The organism is Cyclobacterium xiamenense (genome assembly GCF_042140265.1).
Classification (GTDB): domain Bacteria; phylum Bacteroidota; class Bacteroidia; order Cytophagales; family Cyclobacteriaceae; genus Cyclobacterium; species Cyclobacterium xiamenense_A.
The window spans coordinates 4410941-4433877 of sequence record NZ_CP159481.1 but is presented as its reverse complement, the minus strand read 5'-3'; the positions used below and the strand labels follow the sequence as shown (position 1 = coordinate 4433877).

At 43.0% G+C, this 22937-nt stretch carries 24 protein-coding genes; 21 read left to right on the top strand and 3 right to left on the bottom strand.

The genetic code is table 11. The features are described from left to right. Positions 1 to 170: 170 nt before the first annotated feature. From ABWH99_RS18090 to rsgA, 9 genes are all read left to right on the top strand, one after another. On the top strand, positions 171 to 1310 hold the full coding sequence (locus tag ABWH99_RS18090) for an FAD-dependent monooxygenase (RefSeq protein WP_375583224.1): 1140 nt from the start codon (positions 171 to 173) through the stop codon (positions 1308 to 1310). 166 nt (positions 1311 to 1476) lie between these two features. Further along, entirely contained in the window at positions 1477 to 2565 is a 1089-nt protein-coding gene (locus ABWH99_RS18085; RefSeq protein ID WP_375582774.1) for a nickel-binding protein, read from the top strand. Between the two features lie 124 nt (positions 2566 to 2689). Continuing rightward, complete coding sequence (locus ABWH99_RS18080) at positions 2690 to 3136, top strand: group 1 truncated hemoglobin (protein WP_375582775.1); 447 nt, start codon at positions 2690 to 2692, stop codon at positions 3134 to 3136. 19 nt (positions 3137 to 3155) lie between these two features. Beyond that, on the top strand, positions 3156 to 3542 hold the full coding sequence (locus tag ABWH99_RS18075; RefSeq protein ID WP_375583223.1) for a cupin domain-containing protein: 387 nt from the start codon (positions 3156 to 3158) through the stop codon (positions 3540 to 3542). Positions 3543 to 3936: 394 nt separating this feature from the next. Continuing rightward, positions 3937 to 5259, top strand: a complete 1323-nt coding sequence (locus tag ABWH99_RS18070; RefSeq protein ID WP_375583222.1) for an acyl-CoA thioesterase/BAAT N-terminal domain-containing protein — start codon at positions 3937 to 3939, stop codon at positions 5257 to 5259. A gap of 138 nt (positions 5260 to 5397) precedes the next feature. After that, positions 5398 to 5742, top strand: a complete 345-nt coding sequence (locus ABWH99_RS18065) for a cupin domain-containing protein (protein ID WP_375583221.1) — start codon at positions 5398 to 5400, stop codon at positions 5740 to 5742. A 935-nt stretch (positions 5743 to 6677) separates the two neighbouring features. Further along, positions 6678 to 7889 (top strand): cation:proton antiporter, encoded by a 1212-nt coding sequence (locus tag ABWH99_RS18060; protein WP_375583220.1) that lies wholly within the window; start codon positions 6678 to 6680, stop codon positions 7887 to 7889. Positions 7890 to 8082: 193 nt separating this feature from the next. Beyond that, positions 8083 to 8997 carry an amidohydrolase family protein gene (locus ABWH99_RS18055; RefSeq protein WP_375583219.1) on the top strand — a complete coding sequence of 305 codons (915 nt, stop codon included), beginning with the start codon at positions 8083 to 8085 and terminating at the stop codon, positions 8995 to 8997. Between the two features lie 150 nt (positions 8998 to 9147). Beyond that, on the top strand, positions 9148 to 10239 hold the full coding sequence (rsgA, locus tag ABWH99_RS18050; protein ID WP_375583218.1) for a ribosome small subunit-dependent GTPase A: 1092 nt from the start codon (positions 9148 to 9150) through the stop codon (positions 10237 to 10239). A 325-nt stretch (positions 10240 to 10564) separates the two neighbouring features. On the opposite strand, the gene ABWH99_RS18045 is transcribed toward rsgA, so the two are convergent. Continuing rightward, entirely contained in the window at positions 10565 to 11068 is a 504-nt protein-coding gene (locus ABWH99_RS18045) for a hypothetical protein (RefSeq protein ID WP_375583217.1), read from the bottom strand. Here ABWH99_RS18045 and ABWH99_RS18040 point away from each other — a divergent pair. The 3 genes from ABWH99_RS18040 (at position 11067) to ABWH99_RS18030 (ending at position 13426) form a co-directional block, all read left to right on the top strand. Then, positions 11067 to 11675 (top strand): hypothetical protein, encoded by a 609-nt coding sequence (locus ABWH99_RS18040; protein ID WP_375583216.1) that lies wholly within the window; start codon positions 11067 to 11069, stop codon positions 11673 to 11675. The two genes, ABWH99_RS18045 and ABWH99_RS18040, sit on opposite strands and share 2 nt — an antisense overlap. A gap of 97 nt (positions 11676 to 11772) precedes the next feature. Beyond that, positions 11773 to 12009, top strand: coding sequence for a hypothetical protein (locus tag ABWH99_RS18035; RefSeq protein WP_375583215.1), 237 nt, complete (start codon positions 11773 to 11775; stop codon positions 12007 to 12009). Between the two features lie 31 nt (positions 12010 to 12040). Next, positions 12041 to 13426, top strand: a complete 1386-nt coding sequence (locus tag ABWH99_RS18030) for a hypothetical protein (protein ID WP_375583214.1) — start codon at positions 12041 to 12043, stop codon at positions 13424 to 13426. Between the two features lie 270 nt (positions 13427 to 13696). Here the strand turns inward: ABWH99_RS18030 and ABWH99_RS18025 are convergent, their stop codons facing one another. After that, positions 13697 to 14320, bottom strand: coding sequence for a TetR family transcriptional regulator (locus ABWH99_RS18025; RefSeq protein ID WP_375583213.1), 624 nt, complete (start codon positions 14318 to 14320; stop codon positions 13697 to 13699). 82 nt (positions 14321 to 14402) lie between these two features. On the opposite strand from ABWH99_RS18025, the gene ABWH99_RS18020 reads away from it, so the two are divergent. The 3 genes from ABWH99_RS18020 (at position 14403) to ABWH99_RS18010 (ending at position 17001) form a co-directional block, all read left to right on the top strand. Continuing rightward, positions 14403 to 14960 (top strand): cupin domain-containing protein, encoded by a 558-nt coding sequence (locus ABWH99_RS18020; RefSeq protein WP_375583212.1) that lies wholly within the window; start codon positions 14403 to 14405, stop codon positions 14958 to 14960. A gap of 1107 nt (positions 14961 to 16067) precedes the next feature. Continuing rightward, the gene (locus tag ABWH99_RS18015) at positions 16068 to 16580 is read left to right on the top strand and encodes a YceI family protein (protein ID WP_375583211.1); all 513 of its coding nucleotides are present in this window, start codon (positions 16068 to 16070) and stop codon (positions 16578 to 16580) included. Continuing rightward, positions 16555 to 17001 (top strand): hypothetical protein, encoded by a 447-nt coding sequence (locus tag ABWH99_RS18010; protein WP_375583210.1) that lies wholly within the window; start codon positions 16555 to 16557, stop codon positions 16999 to 17001. Before ABWH99_RS18015 ends, ABWH99_RS18010 begins: the two co-directional genes overlap by 26 nt. 295 nt (positions 17002 to 17296) lie before the next feature. On the opposite strand, the gene ABWH99_RS18005 is transcribed toward ABWH99_RS18010, so the two are convergent. After that, a complete protein-coding gene (locus tag ABWH99_RS18005) occupies positions 17297 to 17500 on the bottom strand; it encodes a hypothetical protein (protein WP_375583209.1) in 204 nt (67 codons plus the stop codon). A 428-nt stretch (positions 17501 to 17928) separates the two neighbouring features. Here ABWH99_RS18005 and ABWH99_RS18000 point away from each other — a divergent pair, with 428 nt between their 5' ends. The 6 genes from ABWH99_RS18000 to ABWH99_RS17975 all read left to right on the top strand — a co-directional run bounded on the left by ABWH99_RS18000 (position 17929) and on the right by ABWH99_RS17975 (position 22726). Beyond that, the gene (locus ABWH99_RS18000) at positions 17929 to 18735 is read left to right on the top strand and encodes a hypothetical protein (RefSeq protein ID WP_375583208.1); all 807 of its coding nucleotides are present in this window, start codon (positions 17929 to 17931) and stop codon (positions 18733 to 18735) included. A 174-nt stretch (positions 18736 to 18909) separates the two neighbouring features. Beyond that, complete coding sequence (locus ABWH99_RS17995; RefSeq protein WP_375583207.1) at positions 18910 to 19785, top strand: RNA polymerase sigma factor; 876 nt, start codon at positions 18910 to 18912, stop codon at positions 19783 to 19785. A 343-nt stretch (positions 19786 to 20128) separates the two neighbouring features. Further along, entirely contained in the window at positions 20129 to 20497 is a 369-nt protein-coding gene (locus ABWH99_RS17990; protein WP_375583206.1) for a DUF4345 family protein, read from the top strand. Positions 20498 to 20511: 14 nt separating this feature from the next. Beyond that, complete coding sequence (locus ABWH99_RS17985) at positions 20512 to 21303, top strand: SDR family oxidoreductase (RefSeq protein ID WP_375583205.1); 792 nt, start codon at positions 20512 to 20514, stop codon at positions 21301 to 21303. Beyond that, on the top strand, positions 21300 to 21755 hold the full coding sequence (locus ABWH99_RS17980) for a hypothetical protein (RefSeq protein ID WP_375583204.1): 456 nt from the start codon (positions 21300 to 21302) through the stop codon (positions 21753 to 21755). Before ABWH99_RS17985 ends, ABWH99_RS17980 begins: the two co-directional genes overlap by 4 nt. A 482-nt stretch (positions 21756 to 22237) precedes the next feature. Then, positions 22238 to 22726, top strand: a complete 489-nt coding sequence (locus ABWH99_RS17975; protein WP_375583203.1) for a hypothetical protein — start codon at positions 22238 to 22240, stop codon at positions 22724 to 22726. The last annotated feature ends 211 nt before the right edge of the window (positions 22727 to 22937 follow it).

The following is a 22937-nucleotide window of genomic DNA, read 5'->3' as shown; positions in this document are numbered from 1 at the left end:
AGAAAAATGAATAAAAACACGACCCGCCAACAATGGGTATAAAACATAGGGCGGACAGTGGTTTCCGCAAGTTTTCGACACTTAGCAAGCTTGGTTTCAGGCGGACAGTTAATTGCTCCGAATCGCCCTACGTTTCATACCCGAGACCGTTGGCATTAATTGTAGAACGTATGAAAATAGGAATTATCGGTGGAGGAATTACAGGGCTTACAGCTGCGTTGGCACTTCGTAAATCAGGAATCACATCAGTTGTTTACGAGCAAGCTGTTGAACTCAATGAAATTGGGGCTGGCATTTGGCTTCAACCGAATGCAATTAAGGTTTTGGATTGGCTTGGTTTAAAAGGGGAGATACAGAAACAGGGAATCGAGCTGAATAAAATGGAAATCACCAATAATCAGCTAATTCCTATTAAAAAAATCAAAAGTGAGGTAGTACAGGATGAGGATGGAAACAGGACAATTGCTATACATCGTGCCAGGTTGCAAAAAATTCTTTACAACGAAGTGCTGAAATCAAATGAGGTTCATCTCAATAAAAAATACATCCACCACAGCTTTAGTTCAGATTCAATAAATCTGCAATTTGAAGATGGCGAAGACTCAGTCGATATATTATTGGGAGCTGACGGAATTGACTCATCAGTTAGAAAAGCACTTTTCCCTAATTCACCATTACGTAATTCAGGGCAAGTTTGCTGGAGAGGTATATCTAAAATGAACCTACCAGATTCTTTAAAAAGCCTGGGACAAGAAGCATGGGGCAAACAAATCCGGTTTGGTTTTTCTCAAATCGCGAAAGAGGAAGTCTATTGGTTTGCAGTCGCAAATGTTGAGCATCTGAAAAAAGTAGATGGACTGGATCGAAAAAAATTTATCACAAAACTTTTTGAGAGCTTCTCTCCCATTATAAATGAACTTATCGCCAATACTGAATCAACGAATATTCATCAGGCAATACTTCATGACTTAAAGAGACTTCCTGATTGGTACCAGTCTAAAATGTGTCTTATAGGTGATGCCGCTCATGCTACTACTCCTAACATGGGACAAGGAGCTTGTCAGGGTATTGAGGATGCTTTTTACATCAGTAAATATTTGTCTAAATCACCACAAAACGTACAAGGAGCATTTGAAGAGTTCCAGCTAAAAAGGAGAGAAAAAGTAGATTACGTTGTCAATACCTCCTGGCAATTTGGAAAAATGGCGCATAGTACAATTGGACAACCAATTATGAAACTACTGATGAAAATGACTCCTGATAGTGTAATAAACTCGCAAATGAACAAACTGTATGCTATTGACAAATGAAAACTAATGCCAACAATCGCTATAAAAACATGCCCTTCGGGACACGTTTCATAGCGGGAACGTTATGGGCAAATCAAGCAACTTATTAAAGAAGTTGTTTATTATAGAGCACGAGATAGATTAAAGATCAATTTATTTATTAAAGAATAATGATATGCCAATATTCATGGATCGTCACGATGTTTCTGAAGCTGTTACTGCCGAAAGTGTTGCCCACCTCCATCAAGCTGATTTAAAAATTCAACACAAATATGGTTGCAGGGGTTTAACCTATTGGTTTGACGATACCCGCAAAACTGCCTTTTGTTTGGTGGAAGCACCCAATAAAAATGCAATTATTCGGATGCATGAGCATGCTCATGGCGATGTACCTCACCAGATTATTGAAGTTGATAAAACTATTGTAGAATCGTTTTTAGGTAGGATAGAAGACCCGGAAAAAGCACAGGATACAACCCTGAATATCATTAACGAGCCCGCATTTAGAACAATAATGATGCTTACAATAGAGAATCACTCCTTTAAAAATTCTGACCCTTTTTCTGTTTTTTCAAATGTGCAGCAAATTTACAAACAGATAAATCCAATTCTGAAATCGTTTAATGGAAATATTGTTCAGCAAAAAGAGGATGGTCTTTTAATTTCATTTCGGAAAGTTACAGAAGCCATTTTATGTGCTTTAAAAATCCATGAAACTTATAGGATTTTCAGAACACAATACCAGATTAATTTTACAGAGTTATCTATCGGAGTGGATGCCGGCATTCCAGTAACCGATAAAAAATCAATTTTTGAAGATACGATTAAAATGGTGCAACGGATGTGCTTTATTTCCAGTTCTGAAATAATTATAACATCTGCAGTAAAGCAGTTGTTTGAAAGCGAGAATTTTGGGGAAATGCTAAGCGGAAACCAAATACACATACTATCACCGGTGGAAGAAATATTCGTAAATAGTTTAATGGAATTCACTGAAAAAGAATGGCAAAATGCCGAAATAAAAGTTGAAGATTTCGAAAAAAATATAGGTGTTAGCAAATCAAAACTCTACCGAGAACTGATTCGGCTGACCGGGAAATCACCACAAGTTTTTTTACTTCATTTCAAGCTGCGGAAAGCATTGCAAATGTTACAAAAGCAAAAGGGCAACATATCAGAAGTAGCTTTCAAAGCAGGTTTTAACAGCCCTTCCTATTTTGCTAAATGCTTCCGCAATAAATACGGAATTATGCCCTCCGAATTAGTGCCTCAATAAAATTTTTGCTTCCTTATCTTTTTTTTTCGCCTTAATCCAAAATTACTTGCATAAGAACCAAATGTGCTATTGAATGCTATTTAGCTGCCGTAGTTTTGCAATCTAACATTTAATAATAAAAATTATGCAAAAGCAACTCACATTCTTAATCGCACTTTTTACCATAACCTTTATGGCTGGTGCACAAACCACATCCACCGAAAAAACACTTTTCGAAAGATTGGGTGGAACAAGTGGCATCACCGCCATTGTTGACGATGTAATTGAAGCGCACATGAACAATCCGGCAATTAGTGCACGTTTTAAACCTTACGAGGATCAACCGGAACGATTTGCAAAAATCAGGCAGCATACCATTGAATTTTTTAGTGCCGGAAGCGGTGGTCCGGTTGAATACAAAGGCAAAGATATGCCGGTCACGCATCAGGGAATGAATATTAGCGCTGCAGAGTATATGCATGTAATTGACGATATTATGGGAGTGTTGGAAAAACATAATATTGACGAAACATCTGAAAAAGATGTGCTTGCTATTCTGTGGTCGTTGAAAGGAATGATAATGTCTAAATAATTAAAAAGAGAAACAAAAAATGAAAATCGCAAAAGAAGACATTGAAGTAAAAATGGAAATTCCAGGAGCTGTTATACGCCAGAAAACAGAATTTGGTGATGCATCCGCGTTAGGTAAGATAAGCGGTGAGTATTTCAGCCTTTCAAAAGGAGTAGATACCACCCCGCTTTTTATAGGACTGGAAGGAAACTTGTGTCAGAGCCCTCACTGGGGTTATGTTCTGAAAGGTGAACTAACGACCACTGATGCGGATGGCTTGCAGGAAACGGTAAGGGCTAATGATATGTTTTACTGGCCGGCTGGACACAATGTAAAGGTCTATGCTGATGCAGAAATAATCATGTTCAGCCCTCAGCATGAACACAGCCATGTAATTAATCATATGATTGAAAAAACCAAGGGTTAGTTTATCACCGAAAAAGAGTGGAGACTATCATTAATTTTATGATAAACATGTTTGCAACATGAGATAGATTAGTTTAGAGCACAAATCCTGAGTTTATCTCAACAAGATTCCATCTTTATTTTACGGTAAAGATGGAATCCTCATTTAAAAAAACTGTTCCTATAGTAGCTTGAGCTATATCAAAATAAATAGAAATATTTATTGTAATCAGAAAAGACTCTGAGTGTAATCAGCCCATAACATTGTATAAAAGCAATAGCGGGTGAAGCGCTAAATTCAAGGTCTATGCATTTAATATACTTTAGTGGTGACGGACAGGTAATCGCCTTGAAATCCGCTACTGCTCTTATACTTGACCGTTGTAGCTCATAATCGCAGACGAAACATTAATTTCATGAAAATGCTTTTAATTTTCTCTTTCATATTCTTTCTGCAAAGTTCTTTTCTAGTTGGCCAGGAGTCGAAAATCTCGTTGTTTGTAAGTCCTGACACATCACTTTATCATAAGCCTCTTAAAATAGAAGTAACAGGGATTGAGCCTAGAGAGCAAATCACAATTCAGGTGAAAGCAATTGATGCAGAAGGCAATAAATGGACATCCCGTGCCGTATTTGTTGCGGATGGGTTTGGAATGGTCAATCCAAAACAATCAGCGTCCATAAGTGGATCGTACACTGGAGTTCACCCTATGGGGTTGTTTTGGTCAATGAAAAGCAAGGATGACCATCAGATCGCAACCGGTAAGGGGTACACTGCTACAATTAATGTTCTTGTCAATGATTCAATGGTTGCCCGTAAAACGGTATATAGAAGAAGTACGAGGGAGCTTGACGCACTTAAAATAACGAGAAAGGAAATAAGGGATAGCCTAATTGCTGATTATTACCTGCCAAAAAGTGAAAAGAAAGTTCCGGCAATCATTTTTCTCGGAGGATCGGGTGGTCAATTTCGACAAGAAAGATCCTCTTTATTTGCCAGTGAAGGGTTTGCTGTACTTAACCTTAAGTATTTCAGATACGATGGTTTACCGGAAGGAATAACAGAAATTCCTCTCGAATACGTAGCCAAAGCGTATGAATGGCTGAAAAATCAAGCGGAAATAGACACCGCCCGAATTGGGATCATGGGATGGTCGATGGCGGCGCAGTTGGCCTTGCTGTATGCAGCGCATTATGATGGTCTGCAGTATGTGGTGGTGGAAGCACCCTCCAATGTGGTCTGGTTTGGTTGGGAAGATGGCAAGTCTTCCTTTACGTATAAAGGAAAAGGATTTCCGTATGCTGAATATTCAGAGGAAGATTCCGAAAGAATAGAATTGGAGATGAAGGAAAAGGGAGTTCAGTATCACGATGGACCTAAATTTCAAAGTGCCTTCAAAAACGAAGAAATGATCAATCAATCGGCTATTGAAGTAGAAAAAATAAAAGCTCCTATCTTGTTCATTTCCGGAAAAGAAGATAACGTATGGCCTTCTTTCATGATGTCTGAGATGATGATGAAAAGGCTTGAGCAGCGGCACTTTCAGTATGAGTATGCACACTATTCCTATGATAAGGCTGGTCATAACTTTGCCGGTGGTGGACAAGGTTGTGGAATTCCTTATTTGCCACCGGAGGATTATTCCAATAGCGCTGCCAGAGGTGGTACGGATGAAGGAAATGCTTTGGCTGCAATAAAATCATTGGAAGAAATCCTTAGATTCATCTCTGAACACTAAAAACGAGCTACAACTAATAATACAATGAATATGCGAACCGAGCCATAGGATGCGACCACGCAAGCCCGAAACTTTGGTGCTTTTGGCAATTGTGTCGCCTGCTCGTTTTACCTGGACGTTGTACCCAATAAAAAAATCATGAAGACCAAACAGTATATAAAAAGCGGAGAAGGGGAGAATTATAATTATTCGCAAGACCATTGCTTCGTTAAGCTTTCATCAAGAGATACGAATGGTGAATTGTGCCTAATCGAGGACACATTGAAACCTGGATTTCATTTAAATCGACATCATCATAAATTGATGACAGAGATATTCTATATGTTGAAAGGCGAAATGAAACTTGTTTTTGACGATGAAACAATCATTCTAAAAGAAGGGGATACCATCACCGTACCCCCGAATGTGTGGCATGAAGCCATCTGTAAGAATGGTGGAAAAATGCTTACGCTATTTAAAAATGGACAATTTGATGTTTTTTAGAAGAACTATCACAAATGACGGAAGAGGATTTCGCCAACAAAGAACTGATGAAATCTGTCTCGAATAAATTTGATATCTACGAAGAATAAAAATTGTGTACAACAACCAAGTATTCGTGCGGTTCGAAAAGCCAAGCGTGAAAATCCCGTTAGGCGAAACCGGAGCAGTCACCAGGGTGATTCGATCAGAATTTTAGGGGCAGTAATCATGTCATTCAATTCAACAAGTTATCCCCTTGCAAACGGACTGCCCAATTCTTTAAAAAACGAATACTTCTAACCCACGTTTCAGGCTTGTTCTCTTGGCTCACAGAAAACGAATCTAAACCAAGATCTCCCTCGGTAAGGTGAACAGAACATCGCTACCTGTGGCAGGCAGGCTTGTGCCTTCCCTCATCACGGCCCCAAGCTCCCGCTTTGTCCTCTGCCGTACCCGTCTGCAGCAGGCAGGTCTGCCATTTCGGTGCTTCCGTCCTTTCGGAAGGTTGGGACTTCGGCCTAGCCTTGATGGTCGGAACAATTCCTGGCACCTTATCCAACCTCATGGCCTCAGGTATATGGTGGGTTCTGCGCTTCCTGCACACTCCCCTGTTCGGGCCTGTTCGTCCATACAGCCACCGCAGTCTGGCTTAAAGTATAACCCGATACGCCAGGGCTTCACTGCAGGCCTTCCGACCAACCACTCCCGCATCGGCGGGACAGGCAATGCGACTTGCTAATGCTTCGGGGCACAGCCTGTCCCGATTTTTATCGGGAATTCCCGTACATAAGGGATGCCGAGAAATCGGCACAGGCGTTTCACCCTCTGGAATAATTTGGTATCTTCGATACAGGATGTCCATGCCGGGCACACACAAGGTATAAAATGCATGCAAATACATTTTATACGAAAACTTGGTGTGCATTTTGTCTCGATCAAATAGTGGATGAAAGATTATGAATGTAATTTTAAGTATTGGAATCTTAATATTTTCAGGATATATAGTAGGAGAACTAGCCCAAAAAATAAAATTGCCAAAAATATCCGGTTATATTTTAGCGGGTATCCTATTAAATCCTGATGTCACAGGAATTATGTCCAGTGTTTTTGTGGATCATACGGATCCATTGCTAACGATATCGCTTTCATTTATAACATTTTCAATAGGAGGATCACTTTCTGCGAATAAATTAAGAAAAACAGGTAGAAAGATAGTATTGCTAACTGTATTTGAATCCCTTTTTGCTTTTGTTTTTGTTTTTTTATTAATGTTTTTATGTCTTTATTATTTTATTCCTATCCTGGATTCTGTATATACAATAACTGCTATTAGTCTTGTTCTTGCTTCACTGGCTGCTCCAACTGACCCCTCTGCAACTTTGGCTGTAATTCATGAATATAAAGCAAAAGGAGAAGTAAGTTCAACAATGCTTGAAATAGCCGCGTTTGATGATATCGTAGGAATAATCATTTATACATTGGTAACTGCATTTGCTGCTTTTTTTCTAGGAAAAACTGAAATACATTTTAGTCAAACGTTAGTGGAACTATTAAAAAGTGTAAGTGGCGCAATTATTATAGGCGGACTAATGGGGTTATTATTCAATTTCATCGTAAGAATAGTTGAAAAGCAAGAAGATGGTACATTGATCGTCTTAACCTTTGGGTTAATACTCGTAAGCTACGGAATTTCCGAATTTATGGGTTTTGAATCACTGCTTTCTACGATAACTCTTGGATCGGTGATTTCAAATTGGAATCCACTGTCCAACAAAATATTTAAACTCATTGAACGCTATACGGATGAATTGATTTTTGTGATATTTTTTACTTTATCCGGATTACATTTACAGCTATCCTCAATAACCGGTAGCTATGTGCTGATATTTATATATATAATAGCCAGAATGCTAGGTAAATTCTCCGGCATCTATTCAGGGGCAGTAATACTGAATACTAGTTCTAAATTAAAACGATACACCGGTGGAGGGCTTATTCCACAAGGTGGTATTGTAATCGGTTTAGCGCTTTTGCTTACAGAAAATGCGATGTATAAAGAATATACTTCCATGATTATGGGAGTGGTAATAGGAGCAGCTTTAATTCATGAGATTATTGGACCTATTTTATCTCGGTTTTCACTAAAACAAGCCGGGGAGATAAAATAATAAAATGACCTGAAGAAATATTTTTCCTAACAATTAAGAAAAGGCACCCTACCAAGCAATAAAAAAGCACTGAGCAGAAAGTGCTACATTTGAACGATCTTACACCTATTAAACGGACCGGTACCTTGAAAGGAAGGAGCTTCGAAATGCCTACCTTTCCTAGCCGAACCGTCACACGTAATATACCCGACCTATGCATAAAGTATACCTAATCGCATTATCGACCCTCTGCAGTACGCATCTGCTAGTCGCCCAATCCAAAATAATCGACATGCATATCCATTCGTATTCAGAGGCGGATATGCAGGAATTGACCAATGCTACTGACTATTACGGAACTCCGGGTGCTGCCTCTGCGGAGGAACTCAGACTTGCAACCTACAAGGAATTCGAAAAATGGAACATTAGTAAAGCTGTGGTGAGCGGAAATCCGGAAAGTGTTGAAGAATGGGCTTCCAAAGATAGTAGTCAACGAATTATCCGGGGGATCTTGATTTTTCACCCGGATGACTACGGGCTGGATTCTGTGGCGTTCGAACAACTAGTTCTGGATAAAAAAATTGAAGTATTCGGCGAAATCGGTGCCTACTACAGTGGTACGACCCTCAGCGACGACATTTGGCAGCCCTATCTCAGAATTTGTGAAAAGTACGACATTCCCGTGGCCGTACATACGGGCGGTGGCGATCCCGGGGGAACGTATTCCTGGTCTCCCAATGCAAGACTGCGGTTGGGAGACCCCTACCTGATGGAGGATGTTTTGGTAAAATACCCGAAATTGAGAATCTACCTGATGCACAATGGAGGAGAAGAATGGCACGAACATGCGTTGCGACTCATGGCCTATTACCCGCAACTTTACACGGACATAGCCGTTATGCTGTGGGTTGAGCCCAACGCCCAGAGAACGGTGACCGACTTTTTAAGAAATGCAAAGCATGCCGGATATTTAGATCGAGTGATGTTTGGATCCGATCAAATGACCTGGCCCTACGCCATCGGAAAGTCCATACATTTCTTGAATAGCCTTGACTTTTTGACGGCACAAGATAAGGAAGACATTTTCTACAACAATGCAGCTAAATTTTTGAAAGTAGTCGAACACTGAGTTTGGCAAACACGAAAATGAATGGCAGAACGGTGTTTTGGGAACGGACCATGCGAAAAAGGCGTTTGAATACACCTGGCAACGGGTGCGGATACTCCTGTTGCTTGCTTGTTGGACTCAATAGAAGACAGGCTGCAAAATGATAATGCCATGACTTTAGAAGATTTAGGGTATAACGACAGGTTCGAAAAACTAAGAAAAGAGCATCATCTGGAGGATTTCGAAATTGGACGGGTACTATCCGAACACAAGGAAAGATATCGTGTAAAGAACGAAAAGGGAGAATTTGACGCTGAAATTACGGGAAACCTTAGGTTCACTGCCACTTGTCGTGAAGACTTTCCGGCGGTTGGAGATTGGGTTGCCTTAGTAAATTGTGAGGGGGATTTTGCGATCATCCATCGTGTGATTCCCCGACTCTCGCTTCTTTCAAGACAAGCCGTAGGAAAGGTTGGTGAAACGCAACTGATTGCCGCAAATATTGACTGTGCACTTTTAGTTCAGGCAGTAGATAGGGATTTGAATACGAATCGCCTCGAACGATACTTGACCATTTGTTACGCTTCGAAAGTAAGACCCGTTATCGTTCTCACGAAAACCGACCTGGTTGAGGCTGAAAAGCTCAATGAACTGGTAGCGCATGTGAAACAGCGGGTAAAAAATACGCCTATTTTTGCGATCAGCAACGAATCAAAGGAGGGGTATGACTCCATCATGGGGTTATTGGAAAAAGGAAAGACCTATTGCTTGCTTGGCTCTTCCGGTGTGGGTAAATCAACATTGATGAACAACCTGGCAGGCAAGCGCCTGATGAAAACAACTACCCTGAGTAAAAGTACCAATAAAGGAAGGCATGCAACCAGCCACCGGGAATTAATTGTTTTAGAAAGTGGGGGAATACTTATTGACAATCCCGGCATGCGGGAAATCGGAATAATTGATTCCGCAGGTGGATTGGAAAATACATTTGATAGAATTATCAGTTTTTCAAAGAAATGTAAATTCACGGATTGTACCCATACCCATGAGACGGGTTGTGCCGTAAGGGAAGCGGTTGAGCAGGGGGAGATTGATAGCAAATCGTATGCGAATTTTTTGAAAATTGAACGGGAGAGGGACCATTTTGACCGTACGGTTGCAGAAAAAAGGAAAAAGGAAAAATCCTTCGGAAAAATGGTAAAGAACGTTAAAAATGATCTGCAGAAAATTAGCAGTAAGCACAACAAAGGATACAAAAAATAGGTGAAGTAGTAGTAAATTCAAAGAGAGTCGCCTATTCAAATTCCCTGAGCGGGTCTACGCGAAACTACCAATGGTTTTTAGTTGGACGCCTGCCACATCAATTGAACGAATCTTTAAAAAGCGGCTGCCATTAACCGATTTTTCCCGCTTTGGCGGGGAGTCTGTGGGGCCGGTAAGGGCGATGTGCCCCCTTGCCCGGCCTGTTCCGATCGTTTGGGGGGAACCGCCAATGTACGTATGGGGCTTAGGTCGGGTTTTTGTAGCGTCTACTTGGCGCTTTTCGGACAAAAGGGTAGGGGCAAGATGCGTCAGCTGTAGGAAAAAATTACTTTTCGTGCGCTTTCACAGCTGAAATCTTCGCATGATTGGTTGGTCCATGAGGACCCGGGTAGATCCCCGACATCAGCATATTGTCAGCAGGTGCATCGGGCATTTGGAAGGAGCTTGCAGTGTTTGTTGTGAATTTGGTTTTCGCATGCATTTTTCGGATAGAAGCAGTACCGGCGCTACTCGCCCTGGCTTGGGCACTACCCAACGCCTTACGGGGCCAGCGGTTGGCCTCGGGCGCTGTTTTGTTGGTGCTGCTCGTTCGGTGGCTGTCTGGAAATCCAATGCGGTTTTTGGCATACCGGTAGCGAATCACTGAAAAAAACAAGGCCTGCCTGTAACCCTGGCTAGCCGGCAGTGGACAAAAGCGGATAAAATAGTATATTTGGCAGGGTGAGTAACGTTTGGTAAAGCCCGGCGGTAAGTCCCCGAAAGCGCCTCCGAATACAGCTTGGCCGGATGGTACGCCTTTACGTAAGTCCAGCATTCCGTTTTCATGCATGAACAGATGGATTTTATATACGTTCCTACTGGGATTGGCAGCCTATTGGGCTTCAAATCTTCTTTTGTGGTTTCCGTGGAGTTACAGCCCTTACCTGGGAATGACATTGATGCTCACAATCGCTCCGATAATTTGGGCGTATGTGGCCTTTTTGGCATTGAGGACGTATCCGAAAGCAGAATTGCTGCGCGCGGCCTCAATGATTGCAGCGATGTTTTTAGTGTTGGCCGTGGTAATGGATTATATCTTCTTTGGAATTATTCGAAATGCAATGGAAGAACTGTACCATCCAACTACCTTCTATGGATATGGTTTTTTAGTGGTATGGCCATTTGTGCTGGTAGTTAGCCTAAAGAGGAAAATTGTCAGAAGGAAAAAAACCAGTACAACTACCGATCTCTTGAGAGCAGGAATAAGCGGATTGATTGGTTTTAGTCTGTTGACGTTGATAATCATGCTGGAAATTGAATTAGCAATAGCAGAGAAATGCCAGGATCGACTATGGCCCCTGGCCGCTAGCAGTTCGATGCATGTGTCCGAGCAACTTGACCACCAAGTATGCGCCGTGAAGGAGGCATCCGCCGATGAGCGGTTCAGGGGCTATTGACTCATGGCGGGCCACCGCCGATTGTTCGGGATGTTGCATGTAAAAGCATTATCTTTGAAGGGGCATGCACCATAGGTGCAGAAAAAGAGCTTCGGTGATGGAAGCTTGGGTGGGTAAAGACCAGCGAATCGAGTCAGGGCTGCGCGCCACGACCTCCTTAATTTTCAGAAAAGCACAAACACGCAGCGGAGACCACTCATTCGGCTCGTTGGTAGGTAATTTAAAAAGAAACGTTGCGAAGACCTTACAAAAGGATGATAAAAAAGAAATTACATCAACCAAGCCAAAACAATCCGATCGTACCTTTTCAGAAACAGGAAGGTACGAAGAATAGGAATTTCCTCTTTTTGTGTTACGGTTGCCTTGTGCTTTTTTCCATTTTTGGATGTTCCTCCAAAGGTAGCGGTAATGTATCTCAATCGGATACCGTCGGAGAAAATGCTACGGATTTTTATTTTGAGACGATCCAGGTAATTGACCACTGGAATTTACGCTACCACAAACGGTACGATATTTTCACTTTGCAAGAACAGGTTTTTCAAATCAAGGCAAACATGGATGTTGCCGCGGAATTGGGATTTACCAGTTATTTGTTGTTTCAGAAAGATGCCTTTCAGGAATTGTTGACCTGGGGAGGTAAACATGAGCCAGATAGGGAGCTAATAAATGCTGTGAAAGAAGTTATTGAGTATGGAAAACAAAAAGGTCTTGACCTGTACCTGCACAGCAACCAGTTTGCATGGCCCGGTGACGTAGGTGTTGATTTTAAAGATTCACAAGAATCGTGGCAGGTATACGAAAATGCCATGAAAGAGCTCATCGAAACCTTTCCCGATGTTGCAGGGTATCAGGTAACCGGAGATGAAACAGAAGGACAGCTTGACACAAGAGAAGGCCTTATGAAGTTTCATAATCTCACGGCAAAAGCCCTGAAATCGGATCAGAAGGAACGAATTGCATTGATGCGGACCTGGCAGCGTTGTGATTTTTTGGGAGTTCCGGACAAAGAATTGGGAGTTGGTGATGAAGAAAACCTAATCTATTCGATAAAACATACGCAAGGTGACTTTTGTATAACCAACGAGTTGGATACCGACTTTATAAGAAAAGGGGTCGATGGCACTCGACTTTTAGTTGAATTCGATGCATGGAGGGAATACGAAACGCACAATATTTTTCCCGTTTATTTGGGCGACTATTGGGCCCCACGGTTTAAAGCAGTAGCAAATGCCGGTATCAAGCATGTTGGTGTACGGTTTAACTGGAATTCAGGCCGTTTCCCTATTATTGATAAAAATCGTCCATGGGCCAACTGGATCAATATTTACACCTTTCACCGATTTGTCCAAGACCCGTATGTCAATCCGGATACGGTGTTGATGGATTTTTGTAAGGAGTATTTTCCGCAAGCACCGGATGCGGCCTTCGACATGTATAAAAATACCTTTGATTTTGTTAAGAGCATTTATTACAACGATGAAGAATTATTCCTCCACCATGGTGGACTGAAAAGGCCAAGAGGGGAACCTATAGAACTGGAAAAGGTAACTCAGGCATACGATAAAATGAAACGATTGATTGATCAATTGCCTGATTCCAATCCCTATAAAAAAGATCTTCAAAAATATTGCCTTATACTATCTTATTTGGGGAGAACAGCTGCAGGCGACAAAAGTGTTCTAGAGCATTGGGAGAGTCTTGACCATGAAAGCTTCGAGGAATTGGAGGCAACGAATGCGGACAAATGGTAGCGATACGCGGAAATAATAGGATTAGTATTGCCCCGACCAAACAACGAAATCTGACCCGGTAAAAAAGCTACCGATGGAATGCGGGCAGACCGGGTTTTCCGGCTATTTCGCCCGCTTCAATCACCGCGAGGCTGTCTGGGACGATTTAAGATTTTACATCAATCGTGCACACTCGTCTGCCTGGCTCGTTGACGGATTTTCGCAGGAAACCGTTTCAACACCCCCGCTCCACTTTCCGGTACCTCTCAAAGCCAATCCAATAGCAGCAGATCAGCTCATACCCCTGCTAAATTCCTCAATTGACTTTTTCCCCTGCTCTGTAGCAAACAAGGAAAGCTGCTTTGCGAGTAGGAACAGGTAATGCCGGATGGTTTTATTTTTATCAGGAAATTTAGTGAACAAAGTGGCTTCCGAAATCCAGAAACGCCCAAATAAGGTGATGTGAGCTACCAAAAAGGCAATGTCCTCCCCGTTGACCCTGAGCTGCCCGGCAGCGTCCAGCCCCTGGAAGATCTTTTGAAAAGTTGACGCTCTCTTTGTTGCGATCGATTGATAGTCAAAACGGTCCTGGCTTTGTAATTCTGTCCGTACGTATTGATTGCCAATATATACCCCCCGGTACTCATACTGGGAGTTAAATATCTTTTCCATTAGCTCCAAAAAATGCGCATTCGTGGGGGAAAGGGTCAAATAATGCTCGTAAAATGAACTGTTTCGGGCAGAAAATTGCTCCAGCAAAGCTATCAAGATATCTTCCTTCTTGCTGAAATGATAGGATAAGTTCCCCGGGCTGATCTCCAGCATGCGGGCCAGTTCCCTGACCCCCACCTCCGAGTAGCCCCGTTCATTAAATTGCTCCAGCGCTTTTTGCAGGATCCACTCTTTTTTGATCATTCAAGATTAATTTTAGCACAATGTACTAAAAAAAGCTTGCAAAAATAGTACATTGTACTATTTTTGCATGAAAACATCTGGTATGAACTATCCCTATACGTATCCGCACACGGTTGAAAACCTGTTTGGAGAAATTCTTATTTTCCAATCCATCGTGGAAGAAAACGGAGAAAAAAAGCTGATGCTTCTTAACAAACTGAGCCCGGGAGCGGGTCCCCCTTTCCATGTTCATTATAAACAAGATGAAGGCCTCACCGTAAACAGCGGGCTGTTGGGCTATCAGGTTGACGGGGAGGAGGAAAAGTTTCTGCATGAAGGCGAACGTGTGGTATTTAAAAGAGGTGAAATGCACCGCTTCTGGAATGCCGGTGAAGACATACTGGAATGTGAAGGGTGGGTCAAACCGGCCAATACCTTGGATTATTTCCTTACCGGCATTTATAATTCCATGAATAAAGCGGGTAAGGCCGAAGGCGATCCTTTTGATAGTGCGTTTCTAATGACCCGTTACAAATCGGAATATGACTTGAAGGATATACCAAATTTTGTCAAGAAGGTGGTATTTCCCATCACGGTCGTCGTTGGTAAATTGCTGGGCAAATACAAACACTTCAAGGATGCTCCAAAACCCATACAATAACCGATACCTCAAAAAGGAAACGGCTTACCCGCTGATTATCCGGCCCGGCTATTTGCAAGTGCTTTCGGCTGTTGTCCGTTTCGATGTTTCTGTCGGAGCTCTCTTGCGGGGTTATGGGGGAGCAGCTTTGCCGGCTTTCTACTCATTTTTTCCAGGGGGGTCTTTGCTGTTTTAGCGGCCCTCTTCGGAATGGCGCAGCGTTGTCGGACGATTCCACCTAGTCGGTCACCCGGGTTTGTCCCAGGGGCCTTCGTGCCTTGGGCGGGAAGCAATAATACGAAAATTCAGTACATCGATTCCTGGTAGGGAAAGCCCGGCGGAAGGCTACGTACGGTAGCGAGATGCACACGACAAACTACCGGGGGGAAAACAAAAGCAGGACCAAAGCCGCTTCCCGGTAGGTAGGTGATGGGAGAAAAAAGGCGATCGCATTGAAAGAAAGACGCTCCATTCGGTCCCATAAATTGGATTGAAAACGACCACCAACGAAGGCTATTTTTAAGCGTTGGCAAAAGCCAGCAAATCACTAGACACGAATCCCGTATGCCCTGAAACCAAGCTCAGCACCTTGAAAAAATGAACGAAAGCGAAGGATGAATTTTTCAACGAAAAGCTGAGGTGAACAATAAGGTGTATCCAGTTGAGGCGGGCTCGTTGCGGAGGTATGCCATCGGTGATAAAGGTTCAGAACCTATCTGTCCGTTTGCATCAGAAGGTTGGGTGGTTGCCGGTAATGTAGCATGCGAAGCTTGCTGCGCCTGGTTTATCGATGCTATTGAAGACCCCATTTTCTGGTAATGAAAAAACCATCACCAGGAACAGCGTGTACCAGAGTTGATACAGCCTGTACCGGTGTTCCAATAACGAGTCATCGTGCTCATGAGCACTTCGGCCTTACCTTGGTAGGAGCATTTCGAGGCAACTGATCCGAAAATCCGCTAGCGTGTGCCTCAAAAATCATAGCAGCCAATTTGGGCACCACATCGGAAGCGCCCTCCATGGTTCGCAGGAAACGAAGCACAAACAATTGAACTACTATTTCTTTCTTAATCTACATTAATGCGCAGGCTTTGCGCTTGCCCTAGTTTTGTGTCCTAAGAAAATAGCATGCGTACGACATCAAAATCATCGACTGTGGACCCCTCAAACTCCGAAGTAGTATTTGAGGTAAAAAAGCTGGGGATAGTAACTATCAACGGTAGCATCAGAGATTTTTCAGGGGAGGTATCGCTACCAAAAGAGCGATTGGCAGCAGCCAATTTTAACGTTTGCCTGCGTCCATCAACGGTAAATACAGGAAATGCGAAACGGGATGAACACCTAAGGAGCAAAGACTTTTTCTTCGTAACCAGGTACCCGAAAATCTGCTTCCAATCTACTTCTGTAGCAGCCGTGACCAATGGGTACGAGGTGATTGGAAACCTCAGCCTGCTCGAAACTACCCGGAAAGTTGCCATTCCTTTCTCATGTAAGAATGGCTTGTTTACAGGTCAGCTCTCACTTAACCGAATGGACTTCAAACTGGGCGAGAAATTCCCGGCGTTTATTGTGGGAAAAATCATTCAACTAACGATCAAATGTAAAGTCAACCAAGATGAAAAGACTACCGATTCTATTTAAAATCAGCGCACTACTTTGGGTTATCTGGGGCTTGGTACACCTACTAGCGGGGGGAATGACCATGAAAGGCGTGCTCACCAATGATATCAGTGCTTCTATTCGTGGTATTGCCGATGCAGTGAATCCCGAAAGTTTAACGATGGATTACCCAGAAGCGGCCGGTGCGGTCATCGGGCAGCACGGTTTCAACCTGCTCTGGATTGGTCTGCTTACCTTTATTTCCGCTTTTTTTATCTGGAAAGGTAACAAACAGGCTATTTTCCTGGCGGCCATTTGTGGGGGTTTTGCCGATTTGGGTTATTTCTTATTCCTTGACCTGGGCGGCTTTGTCAATTTCGTTCCGGGGACCATCATGACCTTGATTTCCAGTGCGGCCATTTTACTTAGTTTCTATGGGCATTTCAAACGCCAGACGAGCTAAGCCGTAACGAACAAGTTGATTCCTTTCTGGGCTACATGGTTTCATTCGGCTCGGGAGGACGAATGCCACCTGCCAAAAAGGCTATCCATCCTGTGGATTTTTACTTCGTTGGCGTTAATCCGAACGAATACGTGTAAATGATGTAGGCGGAGTGGCAATCCGTCAGCGTCCAGAGATAGGAAGTTTTGGAAATGTGGCTGGGCGGTGGACCAAGGCTACGGAAATTATCTGCCAGTTCGGTGATTTAGGGGGTAACTCCTTTGCAGCATTCCCGATTGAACCGGATTGGAGATTTTCAGAAAAAACCAAATTGCGAACCCTGGTTAGACTGAAGTTCGGTATTACCTCGGAGGATAGAGCGCAGGAAGAGGGAAAGGTGTACCGGTGAAATCTCTTTTTTGTAAATCCCGCCAGTCATGATCCAGTTGGGGATAAACGGGCCAGCCAATCCAAGCAGCGTGCATCCCAATGTGACGTTTGGTTGTAACAAAATGCCCATGTTTCATTAATCAGGCCCTCTTTTACAGAACCTCCTGCAATGGTGGTTCGTACATCCTTCGAAGGTTTCGATTCGGAGGGGCACACGAGATGTCAGACCGGAAAATTGGGGGTGCCTTCGGATTACAAATAGGTTGCGATCGTACCCGAAACAACTCGTTCGAACGTAACCCCGGTATTTTATTTCAGTAGATTTTACCTAAGCATCAGGCAACTCTGAAAATATTCTTTATATTGCTCGAACGCCAAATTTCCGATGTTGATAGATCCGGAAAAAAGGAATACCGAAAACGGCATACAACCCCATAAACGGATCGTGCGCGTCACCTGCTTGAATTACGGGCGGAAGAATAATCGCTTCAAAACCCGCGCAACGCTTATTCCTGGCGGTTCAGCAGGTAACGAAATAACCTTTATTCATAAACTAGCGTGAAAAGAAACAAGTACGATTCGGTTTCATTGTCAGTTTTCGTACGGATGCTTTTCGAGTTGGGTTGCAATCAATCCTGCCAGGAAAGCGAAATGGAAATGGGAGATAGAGACAGAACCAGTATACCATTACCCGAGCCGAAATTTGGTGGAAGAATTGGTAAAGCATACCAAGAGTCCCAATCTGAATGGTCTGCATTACCAACTCCACCAGCAGGTGTGCCCAATGTGGTGGGGATCTTATTGGATGATGTAGGTTTTGGGCAAACAAGTACTTGTGGCGGCCCGATTCCCACTCCTGTTTTAGCTGCATTGGCCTCTCAGGGGTTGCGGCATACACGTTTTCATACCACAGCTATTTGGGCCCTTCCAGGGCATCCCTTATTACAGGCCGAAATCAATTGCCCGGATACTGGCGCGGATGGCGTTCTTGTGGCTGAAGGCGGTTCTGCCGGTGGTTTCGTCTGGTATCGGAAAGACGGCAAACTCCTCGATGAATACAACTTCTTTGACGAAGAGAGGTGTATGGTAACATCGACGGATAACATCCCCGTGGGCAAATCCACCCTGCAAATGGACGGTATCTATGAGGGCAAAGAAGGGGATGTGGCAAAAGGAGGAACCAATGTTCTTTGCGCAAATGGGAATAAAATTGCCGAAGGAAAAATGGATAAACCCATTTCGGGACGTTTTGGCATCGATACTTTCGGTTTTGGCGAGGATAGCGGTTCGCCTCTGTCTAAAGACTATCGGCCTCCGTTTAAATTTGCTGGTGACATGGTAAACGTGGACATCGAATGGAAATAAACACCCGTAATACTACCAGAATAGGCAAGCTGGTAACAACCTGTAGAAATGGTAGTCGATTCAGTGATGAATGCAAGCGTCGAAAGCCCGCTTCAACTTCTGGTAATGTGAAAGCAAAAAGCCAGACAGTCGGCTACTATTTTTTTCAAGACCGATAACGAAAAAGAAAAGCAAATGAACCCATTCAAAAATAAGTACCGTTCTGACGAAACGGACCAGGAACTCATCCGACAAATTTTGGACGGGAAGAAATCTGCTATGACAATTCTTGTAGAAAGACACCAACCCATAATTTATAATTTTGCCTGGAAATTGACAGGAAATATTCCGGATGCAGAAGATTTGACGCAAGAAACGTTACTCAAGATCATTTCGAATCTAAGCACCTTCAAACAGGAAAGTTCATTTGCCACCTGGGCTTATCGAATTGCTAAAAATCATTTTTTGAATAATCAAAAAAAGGCATCCACTATTTTTGCTTCGAGTTTTGAAGACCTCGGGAATAGGTTGGATGCAGCACCAAGCCTGGCTATTACTTCCGAAGAACAAGAGCAAAAACGTGAAGAAATTCGTGAAGTAAGATTGCAGTGCCTTTCGGGAATGCTGCTTTGCTTGACCAAAGAGCAACGAATGGTCTATATTATTGGAGAGATATTCGGAGCAGACCATACCGTTGGTTCGGAAATTATGGAAATAAGCAAGGATAACTACCGAATGAAATTGAGTAAGGCCCGGAAAGACTTATACAGTTTTATGCAAAATAAATGCGGATTGGTCAATAAGGCCAACCCTTGCAGGTGCCATAAAAAAGTAACCTTCGCTACCGAAAATGGGATGGTGGATGCCAAAAATCTTTTGTTCAACCGAAAAGAATATTCCACATTCAAAGCGCAACTGCAGCCTGATGCTGATTTTTTGGTGGAGGATTCCGAATTGAAAATTGCAGCATTGCACCAGGACCATAGCTTCAAAACCGCTTTTGAGAAGAAAAACTTCCTTGTAAAAATTCTGGAAGACGCCAATTGGCAAAGCCGTTTGAACCTGAATTAAAAATAATTTCTTTAAAGTCTTTACACATTCCAACCTCTCTTGTCTAACAAAGAAAAGAGACAAAGAATGGCGCTAAAGTTATTGGACAAACGTCTGCCGCGACGGAGTAAAACGGGCATCTGGGCAAGCATCGTATCGGCTGTGATGTTGATTGGTAGTGGCATTTTTTGGGTAGCACACCCTGCTGCCACCGAAGGTTCATTTTCCGTAGTCCCCGACTCGTATACCGCCATACGATTTGCAAAAATCCTCGCCATTATCGAAGCCGTCGCTGATGTTCTTCCATCCATTTTCGTTTTGCGGCCCATTGCTTTCTCAAACCAACCGCTGAATAGTCATAGGTATGCTACTCTTCATTCGTAGTTTCCTGGTGTTATACGGCCTTATTGCTGCGGCTACGGGTTTTATGGGCACCACGGCCAGGTTCAATGCTGCGCAAACAGACGCAATGACCGACAATAATCATCGCTATCTGGCGGCCATTTGGATGGCTACCTCTTTGGCGTTCTTCTATGTAGCCTGGAATCCTTCTGAAACGGCTTTATTCCGATTTTTGATGATTGCCCTTATCATTGGTGGTATCGTCAGAGCGGTTGCATTGATAAATTACCCTGCCACACCCTTTCTTATTTTTCTCATGCTGATTGAGTTGATTCCACCCGCTTTGATGCTTTGGTTTCACACCAAGCTACTCCATGCAGGTTCACTTTAAAAACATTATTTCTAATGAAACCATCCAATAAAAAAGTATTGATCACAGGCGGGAGTTCAGGTATTGGACTTGCACTGGCAAAAAAGTTTTTAGAAAATAACAACACCGTTATTATTACCGGCAGAGATTTAGCCAAACTCGAAAAAGTAAAGGCAGAGCACCCAGAGATTCACATTTTCCAAAGTGATGTAACCGATGACACAGATGTCAGAATGTTGGCAGACGCCATTGACCGACAATTTGGTGGAATCGATGTGCTGATTAACAATGCAGGCATAATGCTTTTGCTAGACACCGGCAATGAAGCAAACGACTTAACGAAACAATTTGCTGAAATCGACATCAATTTCAATTCACCCATTCGTTTGGTGCATTATTTTTTACCTCAATTAAAGAAAAGCAAAGAAGCCGTTATCGTCAATGTTTCTTCGGGTTTGGCTTATGTTCCCTTTGCCCAGGCACCCGTATATTCTGCCACAAAATCCGCTTTGCATTTTTGGACAAGAAGCATACGACTTCAATTAACACCTCATCACATAAAAGTAGTGGAATTATTGCCACCGGTGGTAGATACACCATTGGCTCAGGGAGCAGACATTGCCGAAGACGACAATTTAAAACCCATGCCTCCGGAAAAATTAGCTCAGGAATTTTGGAAAGGTTACACAAAGGGCAAAGAAGAAATTACACCGGGCATTTCTACCCAGCTCAAAATAATGAGCCGGCTTGCACCAAAATTTATATTCAAGCAATTAAATAAACAGCCAATTCCGATAGCTATCGGGACTAAAACGAAAAAGCATTGAAAAAAGCATTTTCTTATCTCGCAATCATTGGCACTGCGGCCTTTATTGGTAACCTATTGGTGATTGGCCTTGGCTTCGGCATCTATTGGCAAACGCTGGAACCAATGGAGTTCATGAGGCAATTTGGTGTACAATTCCCGCTGCTAGTGGCGCCAACCATGGGCATTTTACTCCCGGCTTTGATCGCCACCATAGCAATGGTGGTAAATACGAAAGGTAAACCTGCAGTTCGGAAAGATTGGGCCATTGCCTTAGTTGGGCTGATGATTTCCTGTACCATTACGAGCCTGTATCACTTGCCAACCAACTTCGGCTTTATGGACATGAAATACTCAGCCGAGGTAGCTAGCAGTAAACTTCAATTGTGGCTCATCCTTCATTGGGTTCGAGCGATGTTTGTCCTTATTGCAGCAATTTTTTCTGTAAAGGCTTTTCAAAAACAACAAAGCTAACTTACGATGTTGTCACGTCATTTCGCACCTGCTATACTAGCTCAAGAAAAGCGGCTTCCAAAAGAAGCAGTGCTCTACTTTTTGATCGCCAGCCAATGGCAGGATTTACTTTGCTTGGGGTTTCATTATCCGGGGTTAGAAACCACTTTGCCTTCCGATTCCCCCAATAGCACATTGGAACGCATAGCCCTGGATATGCTGTATCGTCAGGATTTGTACCCGCAAATGGTATGGCTTTTCTTCAATAGGCAAACCAAAATGGGACGCAGCAGAAGCCACAGCGATACACGTCAATCATTGGGGTTTTTGCAGCCGGAGTCCTCTTCACGCTGTTTATCGCTTTCATTACAATTCGTGCCTGGTTTGGTATTCCGGAATTTGCCATTCCGGTCCATACCACCCTACCCCTAGGCCTGCCTACGTATGCGCGCACGATCTTTTATCTCAATCACTTACTATCAAAACACTCAAAAACGTAACACATGGACAATTTTACAATCATCAACTTACAAGCCCTAACTGGCACAATCGCGATTATTCTGGCCTTCAAATGGTGGATTCAACCACGTGTGTCAAAGCTTTCCATCCAAGCTGCTCTTTTACCTTTTGTATTCCTAAATACCTTTCGATATTTGGGTTTGTCCTTTATGGCCAAAGAGCAGTTTTATGATGGATTCCCATCCGAATTTTTAACCACCGTTGGAATTTTGGATTTTACAACGGCAGTTTTAGCCATCGTAACCGCAATTGCATTAAAAAACAATTGGCGTTTTGCTATTCCGCTAGTTTGGATTTTTAATCTTGTAGGGTTTGGCGATTTGGTTACTGCATTTCCACAGTTTTTTGGATTAAGGCTCTATGAGCAAAATCTGGGTTTCATTTGGCTCATGTTTATCACTTATGGTCTGACTACTTTTCTGAGCCATATCTACATTTTTTACAGACTTTTACGGCCTAACCCAAAGACCTGAACTACTTGCTTGGAAAGGGGAGGGAAGAAAAAATGTGGCGAATACTCCCGAGGCTAAATGCGGGTTGAATCGTATAAATCCCGCCTTGTACGTATCCCGACCCTTGCCTGTACCTGCTAAGTCAGGAAGGGCCTCTTGCCAAGGCATCAAGCCTGCGTAATTCCCCATCCTGGGTTGTTCCTGCCTGTTGCTCAGTGCTGCTGCTCCGGTC